Raw genomic sequence first — 14781 nt, 5'->3', positions numbered from 1 at the left:
AATGAGATATGTAGCTGCCTTTATTGTTTGCATCCTTTGCTTTAATCTTGGAGCTTCCCAGAATAATTCACTTTTTACAGAAGCAACGGAAAAATATAATAAAGGAGAGTATACTAAAGCTATTGAGAATTACGAGCAAATTATTAAAAATGGAGAACATTCTGCAGAGCTCTATTTCAATCTGGGGAACTGTCATTACAAACTTAACGCCATAGGGCCAAGTATTTTTTATTATGAAAAAGCCCTATTGCTAAAGCCAAACGATAGCGAAATTCTAAATAATTTGGGGTATGCCCAAAATATGCGGTTAGATGCCGTAGAGAAAATGCCTAGAACCGAGCTTGCACAATTGTATAATAATTTCGTTAATCTACTCTCTTTTGACCAATGGGCTTACTTAGCAGTGACCCTTGTAATGTTGTTTGTTTTGGCCTATCTATCTTATTTTTTCCTTCGATTTGCTACACAAAAAAGAATAGCCTTTATTGCCAGCATATCGTCACTGATTTTAGGAGTGCTGTGCATTTTGATTGCCTATCTACAGTATAGAGAGTTTAAGATGGATAACCCCGCCATTATCTTTAGCAAAGAAGTCAAAATTACCTCAGAACCCAATAACAATAGTGAAGTTGTTTTTACCTTACACGAAGGAACCAAAGTCAATGTACTGGAAGAACTCAATGATTGGAAAAAAATAAAGCTCTCCGATGGGCAAACGGGATGGTTAACGGACCAAAATTTGAGATTGTTGAAGGATTTTTAAAATTTATTTAACAGAAAACAATAGCTTTACTATTATTTTTGATGCAAAACAACAAACTAGTGCTAAAGACCATAGCATTTCCATTAATCGCCATGATGCTAATATTTTCCATATTGGCACCATCTCTTGCGCCTTTAATAGACGAGGAATTCGACATCGCCGTACTTGTCGATTCTGGTGAAGAAGAAAAAAACAAAGAAAAAGAGTCTGAAAAAAAGTTCGATGAAAAAAACTTGTTCTTAGATGACTCTTCCCCATCCAACAGTTTATACTTGCTGAACCAGGATCAAGGCTTTAGCAGATATGTTTTTTCCAACTCAGATTTTAAAGCTGAAATACTCCTCCCTCCTCCCCGGGAATTGGTTTAATATCTCAATTTTATTTTAATCAATTTCTAACCGTCTTCAATCAAGTAGTTACGTTTGAAGGCCTAACTTCTTTATCATGTTCAAGTATATAAAAAATGACTTGCCGGCAAGTATTGTCGTATTCTTTGTGGCACTACCTCTTTGTCTTGGTATTGCCCTTGCCAGTGGCGCACCCTTATTTTCAGGCTTAATCGCAGGAATAATTGGTGGAATTGTTGTTGGTGCTTTAAGTGGCTCCCAAATTGGAGTAAGTGGACCAGCCGCCGGTCTGGCCGCGATAGTATTGACCGCAATTGGAACCTTGGGTGGTTTCGAGAACTTTCTAGTCGCCGTTGTGCTAGGAGGTTTGATTCAAATTATTTTCAGCATTCTAAAAGCTGGAGTAATTGCCTATTATTTTCCTTCTTCCGTTATTAAGGGAATGCTAACAGGGATTGGAATAATAATTATTCTAAAGCAGATTCCACACTTCTTTGGCTATGACTCCAATCCTGAAGGAGATTTTGCTTTTTTCCAAGTAGATGGAGAAAACACCTTTAGCGAAATTATTAATGCTATCAACTTCATAAGCCCTGGAGCAACTTTTGTTGCTGTTATGGCGTTATTGATTCTTGTACTTTGGGACAAAGTACTGAGTAAGAAATCTAAAGTTTTTCAGCTGGTTCAGGGTCCTTTGGTCGCTGTTGTAATTGGAATCTTATACTATGTCTTTACCAAAGACCACCAGTCGCTTTCTATATCAAGTGATCACTTGGTAAGTGTTCCAATTCCGGACAGTATTGAATCTTTTGGAAACCTTTTAAGCTTTCCAAATTTTGCCGTTATAGGAAGGCCCGAAATATGGATTACCGCCTTTACTATAGCACTAGTCGCTAGTTTAGAGACCCTGCTTTGTGTTGAAGCAACCGATAAACTAGATCCATATAAAAGAACTACCCCTACCAATAAAGAACTGTTTGCTCAGGGAGTAGGAAACAGTATTTCCGGTATGCTTGGTGGATTACCCGTGACCCAAGTAATTGTGCGCAGCTCCGCCAATATCCAATCTGGAGGTAGAACAAAGGCATCTGCCATAATCCATGGTTTTTTCCTTTTAATCTCAGTAATGCTAATTCCAAAACTGTTGAATATGATTCCATTGTCCGTTTTAGCAGCAATCCTGTTTATTGTTGGGTACAAATTGGCAAAACCAGGACTATTCAAAAAAATGTACAATTTAGGATGGAAACAATTTATTCCCTTTACGGTTACCGTTGTTGGAATAGTATTTACCGATTTACTTATTGGAATAGGTCTTGGACTTGCCGTAGGTATTGTAGTGATACTGATAAAAAGCTATCAAAACTCACATTTCCTTCATATTGAAGACAAGAGTAATGGCGTTCATAAAATTAAAATGACCCTAGCAGAAGAAGTAACTTTCTTTAACAAAGGAGCCATCTTAAAAGAATTGGATAGTCTTCCTGAAAATTCATATCTTGAATTGGATGTTAGAAAAACCCGCTATTTAGATAATGATATTGTTGAAATCCTCGAAGATTTCTCCGAAAAAGCCCAAAATCGAAACATCGATATCAAATTGGTATCAGAACGAGGTATCGTTGAGAACCCTGCTAGTTATATAGAATTTTTTAACCTAAGGCCAAAATCGGCATAAAATAAAAAGGATGATAACACATACAAAAGAAACACAATCCGCCTTAAACCCCAATACCGCTTGGGAGTTGTTAAAAGAAGGCAATAAGCGCTTTGTTGAAAAAAACCAAACAGATAGAGATCTCTTGGAACAAGTAGCAGAAACGGCCTCTGGGCAATACCCGTTCGCAACCATTTTAAGTTGTATAGATTCTAGGGTCTCTGCGGAGTTGATTTTTGATCAAGGAGTAGGCGATATTTTTAGTGCCCGCGTTGCAGGAAATATTGTGAACGAAGATATCCTTGGAAGCATGGAATTTGCATGCAAACTTGCGGGAACCAAAATCATTGTAGTGCTTGGCCATACCAGTTGTGGTGCAGTTAAAGGGGCTTGCGACGATGCTAAAATGGGAAATTTAACAGCCCTGTTAAGCAAAATAAGGCCAGCAGTAAATGCCGTTCAAGAACCTACAGATACAGGTGAACGTACCTCTAAGAATATTGATTTTGTAAATGCAGTTGCAGACAAAAATGTTCGGTTGACCATTGAAAATATAAGAACCCAAAGTCCTGTTTTAAAGGAAATGGAAGACAATGGAGAAATTTTAATTGTTGGGGGGATGTATGATATTAAAAACGGAAAAATATCCTATATGTAAATCCTTTTCCATAAAAACTCTAAAAGGCCAGTGTTTAACATTTCATTGGCCTTTTTTAGTAGCACAAAATCATTATCTTGACAGCAATACTATTATAACCAATCTATACCCATGTTCAAACATTTTAGAGGAGATTTATTTGGTGGAATTACAGCAGGAATTGTTGCTCTTCCCTTGGCGTTGGCATTTGGTGTTAGCTCTGGTCTTGGTCCAAGTGCCGGTTTATACGGAGCTATTTTTATTAGTTTTTTTGCAGCTCTTTTTGGTGGTACAAATACCCAAATATCTGGGCCTACTGCGCCTATGACCGCTGTGAGCATGGTCATTATTGCTGGTATTTTGGCTGTTCATGATGGTGATGTTGCTAAAGCATTACCTATAATTTTAGCTGTTTTCCTTTTAGCAGGTATCATGCAAATTGGACTTGGCCTAATGGGCCTTGGAAAGTATATAAAATATATTCCATATCCAGTGGTCTCAGGGTTTATGACTGCCATAGGTGTAATTATCTTGGTGACACAGATTCTTCCTGCGGTTGGTTATTACCCAAAAGAAGATGCAGAATATGTGAGTCGTTTTAAGGCTGATGCAGAAGAAGAAATTCTTGAAAATATTCTGAAAGAAGAAGCTGGTGAGGGAATTTTGGTTTTAGAGGATTTTGAAGAGACCATTAGAAGGGCTGGTGAAATCACTCCGGCAGATATGCAAAAAGAAGCAAAGACCTTGGCAGCAAAAGAGGCTTCAGGAGTGATAGGAACATTTAGAGTATTGCCAAGAGCTTTAAAAAGTATTATTTGGTTGGAACTGGGCCTTGCCTTGGCCACTATTTTCATCATATACGGTTTTAAGCGGGTTACTACCGCGGTTCCAAGTACATTAGTAGCTTTAATTGTTGTTTCCGGTGCTGCATATGGCTTTGGATTGCCTTATCGCCCCATTGAGGAAATCCCAAGCGGTCTTCCCATTCCAAATCTTGAAATTTTCACAGGATTTAAATTCGGCGCTATCGCCCCCTATATATTCACAGCCTTAACCTTGTCACTTTTAGGAGCTATTGATTCTCTTTTAACATCAGTTGTGGCGGACAACATGACGCAGACCAAACACAAGCCCAATAAAGAATTGGTAGGTCAGGGAATTGGAAACAGTATTGCTGCCATCTTCGGAGGTATTCCTGGCGCGGGGGCCACAATAAGAACAGTAGTGAACATTAATTCTGGTGGTAAAACTAGATTATCTGGTATGATAGCTGGTGTACTCTTACTTGTTATATTATTGGCACTTGGTCCAGTCGCCTCTCAAATCCCAGCTGCTGTTTTAGCGGGTATTTTGGTAACCGTTGGAATTGGGGTAATGGACTACAGAGGGTTAAAAGCCATTCCATATTTACCAAAGGATATAAAACTAGGGCCATTAAATTTAAGCTCTGAGGTTATTATCATGTTGGTGGTTATGGTGTTATCCTCCATCTGGAACTTGGTATATGCTGTAGGAATCGGGTTGGTCTTTGCTTCCCTTATGTTTATGAAAAAGATTGGTGATCTTACCGCAAAAAGGTCGGATGTTAGGCCCTTAAAGGAACAAGCTTGGGCAGATGAGAAAGATTTTCCCAAAAAACTGAGGGAAGAGGTTTTCATCAAACATATTAAAGGACCTCTTTTCTTTGGATCTACGAGTGATTTTCAACAACTGGCTGAACAAATACCAGATTCGGCATCCTCTGTTGTTATAAGAATGGGCAGGATGCAGTATATGGACCAATCTGGTCTGTATGCCATGGAAGATGTTTTACAAGATTTAAAAAGGAAGGGGATAACCGTCTTGCTTGTAGGAATCTTGGAACAGCCAAAATATATGATGCAACGTATTGATATTATTCCAGATCTAATTCCCGAAGAACATATTTTTGAAGACTTTAAGCCTTGTCTGGAGTGGATAAAGGAAAACCTTAAGGAAGCGGAGGAAATCCAGTAGGATGTGAATACTCTTTTAAATGTTTTTTTTAAATTCCCCAATGATTCTGGGCCTATTTATCTGGAAACCATAGAAGGAAGGTTTCCGGTAGAGCCCTTTAACACATACAGTAATTTAATCTTTGTTGCCATACTTTTATATTGGGGGTCAAAAGTCTACAAAAACCCAAGACAGCATCTTTTCTTGGCATTTGTTCTTCCCATTATTGCTATCAGTTATGTTGGGGGAACCATTTATCATGCATCCAGAAGTCATGAATTTTGGCTTAGACTGGATTGGATGCCTATTATGCTTTTATGTTTTGCCCTTATCGTTTATTTTATTTTCAAAGTGGTGCACTCATGGTGGCAAAGACTATTATTGCTTATTCTGATTTTTGGCACTTCCTTCTTTCTAAGGATTTTACCAATTGCAGACACTTGGAGAATCTCTTTAGGATATATCATTACAGCCTTCACGATACTTTTACCTATTATATGGTATGTGATAAAAACCAAAAGGAGAAATCTTATTTTAGTTGTATCTGCCTTTGCAGTTTTTGGAGTGGCGATTTATTTTAGAAGCATTGATTTGAATCAAACTTTTTTTCCAATGGGCACGCATTGGTTATGGCATTTTTTTGGTGGAGTTGCGGTACATTTTCTAATTGCCTACATATTCAAAGACAATTTGTTAAATTTGTCGGCCAATAGCGCCATTGACTATGATTGAGACCATTAAAGAACACTTAGCGGAAGTTGAAAAATTCATCTCCACCTCCAAAGAAGAAATAGAAGCTTTCCGAATTAAGTATTTGGGGAAAAAAGGGCTTTTGAACACCTATTTTGCGGAGTTTAAAAATGTGCCTGCTGAGCAGAAAAAAGAATTTGGACAGGTCATCAATCAATTAAAAAATTCAGCAACAGAAAAAGTGAATTCCCTTAAAACGGCCTTGGAAAACCAAGCTGATACGAAAGGGAAATATGGCGACTTAACTAGACCCGGAGAGCCTATAGAGATTGGAGCAAGACATCCTATTTCCATAGTAAAAAATCAAATAATCGATATTTTTTCGCGCATTGGTTTTAATGTTTCCGAAGGTCCGGAAATAGAGGATGATTGGCATAATTTTACCGCATTAAATCTTCCGGAATATCATCCAGCGCGGGATATGCAGGATACTTTCTTTATTCAGACAGATCCAGATATTTTACTTCGTACACATACCTCTTCGGTACAAGTTCGCTACATGGAAAACAACCAACCTCCCATCCGTACCATATCACCGGGAAGAGTATATCGAAATGAGGCTATCTCAGCACGTTCCCATTGTTTCTTTCACCAAGTGGAAGGCTTATACGTGGATAAAGATGTGTCTTTTGCAGATTTAAAGCAGACGCTTCAATATTTTACCTCAGAGATGTTCGGAAAATCTAAGATTAGGTTACGTCCATCGTACTTCCCCTTTACAGAACCCAGCGCAGAAGTAGATGTGTATTGGGGATTAGAAACTGAAACAGATTATCGTATGACCAAGGGAACCGGTTGGCTGGAGATTATGGGCTGTGGTATGGTAGATCCAAACGTTTTGCAAAACTGCGGTATTGACCCCGAAGTGTATTCTGGTTTTGCCTTTGGAATGGGTATTGATCGAATTGCACTTTTATTACATCAAATTTCTGATATCCGTTTGTTAAGTGAAAACGATATCCGTTTCTTAGAGCAGTTTAAGTCCGCTTTGTAGCAACCCATTGCAATTTTATACATCTTCTGAGAAAAAAAATGAAAAGAGTATTTACATTTTTCGTTTTAGTTTCTTGTGTACTTTCATGCAGTAATGATGATGACCGTATTGATTGTGCACTCTTTGACCCTGCCTTTCCTTTACTGATTCTAAAATTTGTCGATGAAAATGGTGATAATTTAATCGAAAATGGAACTATACTTCCAGATGATATATCAGCGACAGGAAATTTTACAGGTGCTGGTTTTAGATTTATTCCTCCTTCCATGGCCATCCAACCTCTGCCTTTTGACAACACCATAAGTCTTTCCATAGCATCAATGGAATCGTTTCAATATACCATAAGTCTTAAGGATCAACAACCAATTAGTATAGATTTTGGCGCTGAAAAGGTAAATATCCAATGCAATATTTCCTATTATATTCCTGTGAATGCAAATTCTAACGGAAACGATTTAAATATAGACCAGTCGAACAATTCACTTGACTTTTTAGTAGAGATAAGTCTATAATATAATTTACCAAACCGAAAATAGTTTTATTTTTTTGGGCATTTATAGTATTTAATTTCCGTTGTTACTTCTTCATCCATATGCCAAAATTTCTCTTTTATGGCTATATTTAGTGTATGACTTTTCGCCATATCCCATTACTAGTTTTTTTCGTTTCCGTTACTACTTTTTCACAGAAGAAAAATCTCAAGGTTAATCAAAATCGTCTTGAAACCCGAATCTTCGAACTTGCAAAATTTGGTTTGCAAGAAAATGGAGAAACGGAACGGGTCGCTTTCAGCGATGCGGATATTGAGGCCAGAAAATGGGTAATACACACATTGGAAAATCAAGGTTTAACCGTTTCCATAGATTTTGCTGGAAATATTATCGGGCTTCGAAAAGGTCGAGATTCCAACAAAAAAGTCATTTCTTTTGGTTCGCATACTGATCGGGTCCCCAATGGAGGAAATTATGATGGCTGTGTCGGGTCCATGGCGGCATTGGAGGTTATCGAAACCTTAAATGCAAACAATATTACAACAGAACATCCCCTGGAAGTAATCATATTTTCTAATGAAGAAGGTGGTGTCATGGGCAGTAGGGCCATGTCTGGTCATTTGGGGAAAAGCGCTTTGCAAGTGGTCAATTCCACAGGGTTTTCCATGGGTGAAGGCATTATGAGATTGGGTGGCGATACCACAAAACTTGCTGAAGTCAAACGTCAAAAAAAATCCATGGCAGCTTTCTTGGAACTTCATATTGAACAGGGCGGTATTTTGGAAAAAGAAAAATTGGATATTGGTATTGTTGAAGGTATTGTTGGACTTAAATGGTGGGATGTTGTCTTTACTGGATTTGCCAATCATGCAGGAACTACTCCAATGAATGCACGACAGGATGCACTGCTTGCAGCAGCTAAATTTGTAGTGGCCGTGAATGAAATCACCAATAGCTTTGAAGGAAGCCAAGTAGGTACTGTTGGGCGCATTAAAGCATTCCCAGGAGCACCTAATGTTATTCCTGGAAAGGTGATTACCAGCTTGGAAATTCGTGATTTGTCCTCAGATGTCATCGAAAAGGTATACAGTGCAATAAAGGCAAAGGGAGAAGAAATTGCTGCAACTTCAAATGTATCGATAGAATTTCTTCCTCTGGATACTACAGCAAACCCAGCTTTGACAGCCAAAGAAATTCAAAAAGAAATTGAAATAGCTACTTCAACACTGGGATATTCTTTTAAATATATGCCAAGCGGCGCGGGGCATGATGCCCAGGACATAGCTACTATTGCACCAACGGGGATGATTTTTGTGCCGAGCAAAGGAGGCATAAGTCATTCTCCCAAAGAATTTACATCTGCTAAAGATATGGCCAATGGCGCCAATGTTTTACTCCATACCATTTTGGCATTGGATAAAAAACTGGACTAATTACCATTTGCAAAAAGGAACTTTGCTTAGTTGCGAATTATAGTATTTCACTTCTCCCGTCACCTCGGCACCCAACCAATCTGGCTTTTCAAATATCTCATCTTCATGTTGTAACTCTACTTCGGCTACGACAAGACCTTTATTTTCCCCTAAAAACTCATCCACTTCAAAAAGATGTTTTTTATAAGGAACTTCAAATCGCATTTTCTCCAAAATAACCGCTTCACATAAATCTATAAGATTTGTTGCCTCAACTAGGTTGATTTGCGTTTCCCATTCAAATCTTGTAGTACCGGACTCATTACTTTCTCCTTTTACGGTCAAAAAACCCTTATCTCCCTTTATTCGAACACGAACGGTACGTTTTGGGTCTGTATTCAAAAACCCTTGAACAATTCTTGTGCTGGTGCTTGCTGCCTTTTTATATGCCTCTGATTTTACCAAAAACTTACGTTCAATTTCCAAGTGTTCCATCAAACTAAATATACCCTAAATTTGGGTATGGACTTTGATTTTCCTTTACGAAAAATCATTCATGTAGACATGGATGCGTTTTATGCTTCGGTGGAACAGCATGACAATCCCGAGCTTAAAGGAAAACCTGTTGCCGTTGGTGGAGGTTCAAAACGTGGCGTAGTTTCAGCGGCAAGTTATGAAGCGCGAAAATTTGGTGTCCGTAGTGCCATGGCAGGATTTATTGCTAGGAAAAATTGTCCTGATCTTATTTTTGTAAAACCACGTTTTGATCGCTATTCCGAAGTTTCCAAGCAGGTTAAGAGCATCTTTTTTGAATATACAGATTTGGTTGAGCCCCTTTCTTTGGATGAAGCTTACTTGGATGTTACCGAAAATAAAAAAGGAAATCCATCAGCAACACTTATTGCCAAAGAAATTAGACAAAAGATTTTTGAAAAAACAGGCTTGACCGCTTCTGCTGGAATTTCAATTAATAAGTTTATTGCCAAAGTAGCCAGTGATTATAACAAGCCTAATGGGCAAAAAACAGTAAATCCAGAAGAAGTAATCGAATTTTTAGAAGCTCTTGATATTAGAAAATTTTATGGGGTTGGAAAAGTAACCGCTGAAAAAATGTACAGCCTTGGTATCTTCACCGGCAAGGATTTAAAACAAAAGTCATTGGAGTTTTTGGATAGTACTTTTGGAAAAAGTGGGAAGTACTATTATTATGTGGTCCGTGGTATTCACAACAGTGAAGTAAAACCGCAACGGATTCCAAAATCTGTTGGTGCTGAGCGTACTTTTTTTGAAAACTTAAGCAGTGAAGTTTTTATGTTGGAGAAGTTGGAAAACATTGCCACTGAGCTAGAAAAAAGGCTTCAAAAATCGAAAATTGCTGGAAAGACCATTACCCTAAAAATAAAATATAGCGACTTTACACTTCAAACTAGGAGCAAAACACTTCCATATTATATTGCGAAAAAAGAGCTCATATTGGAAACAGCAAAGGAGTTATTATATCAGTCTACGCTTCAAAATTCCGTTCGCTTACTGGGGATTTCGTTAGCAAACCTCAACACAGACATCAAAAAAGAAGCGCCTAAAAAAGAATCGGTATCCGTACAATTAAAATTTGATTTTTGATTACAATCAAAACCGGTTATCTCTATCCAAAAACCAAAAATTATACTGCTTCTACAGAAAATATGGTCAATGCCCAAATAATAATAGAAGAGAAGAAGATTCCAATGGCGTTGGCGAAAAATGCCTTCTTTTTTTCAATTTTAAGAAGATACGATGCAATGCTTCCAGCATACACCCCTGTACCAGGCAAAGGAATCATAACGAATAGCACTAGGCCAAAAAAACCAAATTTTTTAATTTTTGCTGCTGATCCAATCTTTGCCCTTTTGGCAACATAGATTGCCGATTTTTTATAGAAACGCCATTTTATCAAATAACGGTTTATGTTCTCAAGAAAGAACATCATTAAAGGAAAAACCAAAAGATTGGCGAGAAAACAGGCAATAAGAACTACATAACTATTTAAGCCTCTCATAATTCCGTAAGGTATTCCCAATTTAGATTCACCAAAAGGGGATAAACTCCAAAGCATGGCAGTTAATAGGTCTAATATCACAGCATTATTTAGACCGCTAAACTAGTCATGAAAATGCTTTAATCCATACTATAAAACGCTAAATTATAATTAAAACTCCCAGCTCAATATATAGAACTAAAATAAGCGGAGCATAAATCTTAATACCCTCTAATACAGGTGTTTAAATTTAAATTTTTATAAGGATAACTAGACAGACCAGTCTTTTCTTATATTTATACCATGGGGGAAATCACAATACACAACAAAATAATCACTTCAGCAAGTAATCTCTTTTATGCCAACGGATATAATTCAACGGGAATCAATGAAATTATTTCTAAGTCTGGTATAGCAAAAGCTACGCTGTACAGCCATTTTAAATCTAAGGAAGACATTTGTATGGCTTATCTAAAACAGCGTCACGATAGTTTCTTGGAATCCTTAAAAAGTTATGTTTCCAAGAGGAAAAAAGGGAGAAATCAGTTGTTGGCCATCTTTGACCTTTTAAGGGATATGTATAGAGAGGAAGATTTTCATGGCTGTTGGGGACTTAAAACCTTGGGGGAACTTTCACCTAAACAGAAAAAAATTTTAGGGGTAATACAAAAGCAAAAAAAAGAACTGTTGTTGTACTTAGGTGAGGTTGTTGGTGACAATATTACCAATATCTCCAAGGCCGAGACCGAAAAAATATCAGGAGGAATCTATCTTTTATACGATAGCGCCATTACCGAGAGTCATTTGTTCAAAAATGATTGGCCCATTTATACGGCTAGAAGCATAGCACCATTACTTTTTGCTAATTCTGAAGTAGTACAATAAAAAGAGCCCCTTCAAAATTGAAGGGGCTCTTTTTATTTATATAACACTTGTTATTATTTTACAATCAAGGTATTATCTGTTGATGTAGGGTTTAAAGGACAGAAATACACGTATTCTCCTTTTTCCAATTTAGTTGGCTTTGAAGTTTGCGAAGTTCCTGTTTTTACCGCTTGAGTAACATAAGCAGTCTGAATGTGATTTTCAGGCTTGCTTACATCTTTCCCTTTTTTCACCAATACAAAACCTACATCATGTCCAACTCCGTTGTTGGTAATATCAAAAACATATGTTCCTTCCGAAACAGTAATTTGTTTTTGGGTAAACTCACCAGAAGTTTGCTCTAAAGACAGTGTTCTCACTGGTGCATCCTTCATCATCTTGTCCTGTGCGTTAGCAGAAAATACTGTTCCAACGGCTAGCATTAAAATTGCAATTGTTTTTTTCATTTTTATGAATTTTAAATATATAAGGGTTTATTAATTATGCTTCTACTGCTTCCAAAGGTTGCGCTACAGGAAAATCAACAGGCACTTCGGTAGTATTATTGATATAATTTGAAATGGTTTTGTCGCCAACCAATACAATGGTATCAATCAAATTTTCCTTGGTCCATCCTGCGGCAAAGAAATTGTCTACAATTGCAGCATCGGTAGCTCCTCTATTTTCAGTAATGTTCTTCGCCAAACGCGCTAATGCATCCAACTTATTATCAAATGACGCTCTACCAGCTCTTAGTTCCAGTATTTGGTCTTCTGTAAATCCGTTCATTTTGCTGATAGCCGTGTGTGCAGACAAACAGTAAATACAGCTGTTCACTTCACTAACAGCCAAGTTCACTACTTCTTTCTCTTTTGTTTTTAGTGAAGTTTTAGCATTTGAAAGGTTCAGATAGTTGCCCAATGCATTTTCTGAATGCGCGTAGGTAGCAAAAAGGTTTGGTACAAAACCAACCGCCTTTTCCAAATTGTCAAAAATTACTTGATTTGCGGTACTTACTTCTTCTCTTTTGGGTACATTAAATGTGCTCATAATTCTATTTTTATTTAATTATTATATGGGTTAAAAATTCTTTACAAATGGTTTTTCCGCATCACAATAAAAATCATGGTGATGTTTTTGCTCACAATGTGTTTGTGGAATAATAGGCTGAGCTTCTTGTTTTTTGGAAGTTCTAAAAATCTCTATGAGATTGAAAATTGATTTTTCTATTTCGTTCATCTTTACCTAGCTTTTAATTACAGTACAAAGATGTCTCGAAAATGAGGGGAGGTGTTAGCAACAATTTCCCGATGGCTTGCCCAAGTTTCCCTTAGGCGGATATTTGGAGCTCCTCGCGGTATTCTGAAGGTGTTTTTTTGGTCATTTTTTTGAAGAAACGACTAAAATGCGCTGGGTCATTAAACCCTAAATCAAAGGCTATTTCTTGATTTTGCTTATCTGTAAAGTGAATAAGTCTTTTAGCTTCCAAGGTCAGGCGTTCCAAAATAATTTGTTGTGGAGACCTTTGGTTGTAGATTGAAAATAGATTGGAAAGTGTTTTGGGTGATTTAAAAAGCATTTCTGCATAATCACTAACCTTTCTTTTGGTTTTGTAATGAATGTCTACCAAGTAGTTGAATTTTCTTATGGTGTCTATTTGGTCATTATTCAATTCCTTTACAATCAACTGTTCTTTTGCCAAACGGGTGCTCATAATAATCAACCGTTTCAATAACATCTGAAGCATTCCCCCTTGAATGTTATCCGGCGTGGAAAATTCCTCAACAAAAACCTCATACAGTAAATTGAATTTACGCAGCTGCTTTTCCGGTATAGTGATTATTGGTAGATCTTGGGTTCCAAAAAATAGGATACCGTTACAAGAGACCTCGCTGTCATGATCTGAAATACAATAAAACTCCCTATTGAAAAGAATAGCGGCTAGGGGTAACTGTGTTTTGGTGAAAGAGACGTTTTGTAAATAAGTAACCGTAACCATTTGATTGGGGTTAAGTTCCAGGACCATATCATCCACAACAATTTCCAGAGGTTCCTCATTTCTGTTCCATAAAAACTTAATGGTATTGGAGGTCATTGTGAAACGTTCCCGGTCTTCTTTAACATTGTCCGTTAGCCCCAAAATTGCACCCAGTTTTGGGTCTCTATACTCCTGTCTCATTAAACGATTGCTCTTAGTTGATGGTCAAAAAAACACATATTTCGAGCAATTAGTCTTGCTATCTTGTTGATACTTACACCCATTTTAAATGCTGTTTTAAAGGATTTCTTAAACAAGAATGTTAATTCAACGCATACATTTTACTGTCCTTATAACTTTTTATAGTATTGGGTATGGAAAAGACAAAATTCTATGATGAAGCGGTAAACAATTTTTATCGTGACAAAGAAATACATAGCTACCCCATAAGTTCTTTAGATATCTATACAAAGCACTTTAGTACAGTTTGCAAAAGTTTGCAAGATGTGCAACAACTAAGTGGTTTGGCAAAAAGGGAGAAGTGGCACGATCAGGTACCGTTCAGAAATGAGATTATGGACAAAGAACATGTTGTTGTTGTGACTGATGCTAATCTCAATATTGTGTATGCCTCGCAGAACATGTACCATATGAATGGCTATATGCCGGAGGAGGTTTATGGGAAAAAGCCAAAAATGTTTCAAGGTGCTGAGACCTGTAAAGAGACTACCAACAAAGTATCAGAGGCCATTAAAAATAATGAAGCTTTTGAAGTTGTCTTAACTAATTACAGAAAAAACGGCTCTGTATATAACTGCTGGATAAAAGGCTCTCCAATTTTTGACAAGGCGGGTAAGGTTGTTAATTTTATCGCATTTGAAAAAGAGGTGGCTTAAA

At 37.3% G+C, this 14781-nt stretch carries 18 protein-coding genes; 12 read left to right on the top strand and 6 right to left on the bottom strand.

Annotation, left to right across the window (positions count from 1 at the left end; genetic code table 11):
* Nucleotide 1 precedes the first annotated feature (1 nt).
* The 9 genes from FVB32_RS06210 (at nt 2) to FVB32_RS06170 (ending at nt 9046) form a co-directional block, all read left to right on the top strand.
* Nucleotides 2-763, top strand: coding sequence for an SH3 domain-containing protein (locus FVB32_RS06210; RefSeq protein WP_187269515.1), 762 nt, complete (start codon nt 2-4; stop codon nt 761-763).
* A gap of 59 nt (nt 764-822) precedes the next feature.
* Nucleotides 823-1131: a hypothetical protein gene (locus FVB32_RS06205; protein WP_187269514.1), complete on the top strand. Its 309-nt coding sequence runs from the start codon at nt 823-825 to the stop codon at nt 1129-1131.
* Nucleotides 1132-1207: 76 nt separating this feature from the next.
* Nucleotides 1208-2788 carry a SulP family inorganic anion transporter gene (locus FVB32_RS06200; protein ID WP_147742235.1) on the top strand — a complete coding sequence of 527 codons (1581 nt, stop codon included), beginning with the start codon at nt 1208-1210 and terminating at the stop codon, nt 2786-2788.
* 10 nt (nt 2789-2798) lie between these two features.
* Entirely contained in the window at nt 2799-3425 is a 627-nt protein-coding gene (locus FVB32_RS06195; protein WP_147742233.1) for a carbonic anhydrase family protein, read from the top strand.
* Nucleotides 3426-3536: 111 nt separating this feature from the next.
* Nucleotides 3537-5399 carry a SulP family inorganic anion transporter gene (locus FVB32_RS06190; RefSeq protein WP_147742231.1) on the top strand — a complete coding sequence of 621 codons (1863 nt, stop codon included), beginning with the start codon at nt 3537-3539 and terminating at the stop codon, nt 5397-5399.
* 3 nt (nt 5400-5402) lie between these two features.
* A complete protein-coding gene (locus FVB32_RS06185; protein WP_147742229.1) occupies nt 5403-6110 on the top strand; it encodes a ceramidase in 708 nt (235 codons plus the stop codon).
* A complete protein-coding gene (pheS, locus tag FVB32_RS06180) occupies nt 6103-7122 on the top strand; it encodes a phenylalanine--tRNA ligase subunit alpha (protein ID WP_147742227.1) in 1020 nt (339 codons plus the stop codon). Before FVB32_RS06185 ends, pheS begins: the two co-directional genes overlap by 8 nt.
* A gap of 38 nt (nt 7123-7160) precedes the next feature.
* Nucleotides 7161-7634 carry a hypothetical protein gene (locus FVB32_RS06175; RefSeq protein WP_147742225.1) on the top strand — a complete coding sequence of 158 codons (474 nt, stop codon included), beginning with the start codon at nt 7161-7163 and terminating at the stop codon, nt 7632-7634.
* A 116-nt stretch (nt 7635-7750) separates the two neighbouring features.
* The gene (locus FVB32_RS06170; protein ID WP_147742223.1) at nt 7751-9046 is read left to right on the top strand and encodes a Zn-dependent hydrolase; all 1296 of its coding nucleotides are present in this window, start codon (nt 7751-7753) and stop codon (nt 9044-9046) included.
* Here FVB32_RS06170 and FVB32_RS06165 read toward each other — a convergent pair whose 3' ends face one another.
* Nucleotides 9047-9520 carry a CYTH domain-containing protein gene (locus tag FVB32_RS06165; protein WP_147742221.1) on the bottom strand — a complete coding sequence of 158 codons (474 nt, stop codon included), beginning with the start codon at nt 9518-9520 and terminating at the stop codon, nt 9047-9049.
* Nucleotides 9521-9547: 27 nt separating this feature from the next.
* On the opposite strand from FVB32_RS06165, the gene dinB reads away from it, so the two are divergent.
* The gene (dinB, locus tag FVB32_RS06160) at nt 9548-10648 is read left to right on the top strand and encodes a DNA polymerase IV (protein WP_147742219.1); all 1101 of its coding nucleotides are present in this window, start codon (nt 9548-9550) and stop codon (nt 10646-10648) included.
* Between the two features lie 40 nt (nt 10649-10688).
* On the opposite strand, the gene FVB32_RS06155 is transcribed toward dinB, so the two are convergent.
* Nucleotides 10689-11120, bottom strand: a complete 432-nt coding sequence (locus FVB32_RS06155; RefSeq protein WP_394348885.1) for a COG2426 family protein — start codon at nt 11118-11120, stop codon at nt 10689-10691.
* 225 nt (nt 11121-11345) lie between these two features.
* Between FVB32_RS06155 and FVB32_RS06150 the strand changes: the two genes are divergently transcribed.
* Nucleotides 11346-11927: a TetR/AcrR family transcriptional regulator gene (locus FVB32_RS06150; protein WP_147742215.1), complete on the top strand. Its 582-nt coding sequence runs from the start codon at nt 11346-11348 to the stop codon at nt 11925-11927.
* Between the two features lie 53 nt (nt 11928-11980).
* Here the strand turns inward: FVB32_RS06150 and FVB32_RS06145 are convergent, their stop codons facing one another.
* The 4 genes from FVB32_RS06145 to FVB32_RS06135 form a co-directional block, all read right to left on the bottom strand.
* Nucleotides 11981-12373: a plastocyanin/azurin family copper-binding protein gene (locus FVB32_RS06145; RefSeq protein WP_147742213.1), complete on the bottom strand. Its 393-nt coding sequence runs from the start codon at nt 12371-12373 to the stop codon at nt 11981-11983.
* Between the two features lie 34 nt (nt 12374-12407).
* A complete protein-coding gene (locus FVB32_RS06140) occupies nt 12408-12956 on the bottom strand; it encodes a carboxymuconolactone decarboxylase family protein (protein ID WP_147742211.1) in 549 nt (182 codons plus the stop codon).
* A 30-nt stretch (nt 12957-12986) separates the two neighbouring features.
* Nucleotides 12987-13145, bottom strand: a complete 159-nt coding sequence (locus FVB32_RS17715; protein WP_187269513.1) for a hypothetical protein — start codon at nt 13143-13145, stop codon at nt 12987-12989.
* Nucleotides 13146-13236: 91 nt separating this feature from the next.
* Nucleotides 13237-14085: a helix-turn-helix domain-containing protein gene (locus FVB32_RS06135; RefSeq protein ID WP_147742209.1), complete on the bottom strand. Its 849-nt coding sequence runs from the start codon at nt 14083-14085 to the stop codon at nt 13237-13239.
* 173 nt (nt 14086-14258) lie between these two features.
* On the opposite strand from FVB32_RS06135, the gene FVB32_RS06130 reads away from it, so the two are divergent.
* Nucleotides 14259-14780, top strand: coding sequence for a PAS domain-containing protein (locus FVB32_RS06130; RefSeq protein WP_147742207.1), 522 nt, complete (start codon nt 14259-14261; stop codon nt 14778-14780).
* Nucleotide 14781 lies beyond the last annotated feature (1 nt).

It is taken from the genome of Flagellimonas hymeniacidonis (assembly GCF_008040165.1).
Taxonomy (GTDB): Bacteria; Bacteroidota; Bacteroidia; order Flavobacteriales; family Flavobacteriaceae; genus Flagellimonas; species Flagellimonas hymeniacidonis.
Note: the sequence above shows the minus strand (reverse complement) of the source record. Positions and strands in the feature narration are given on the sequence as shown.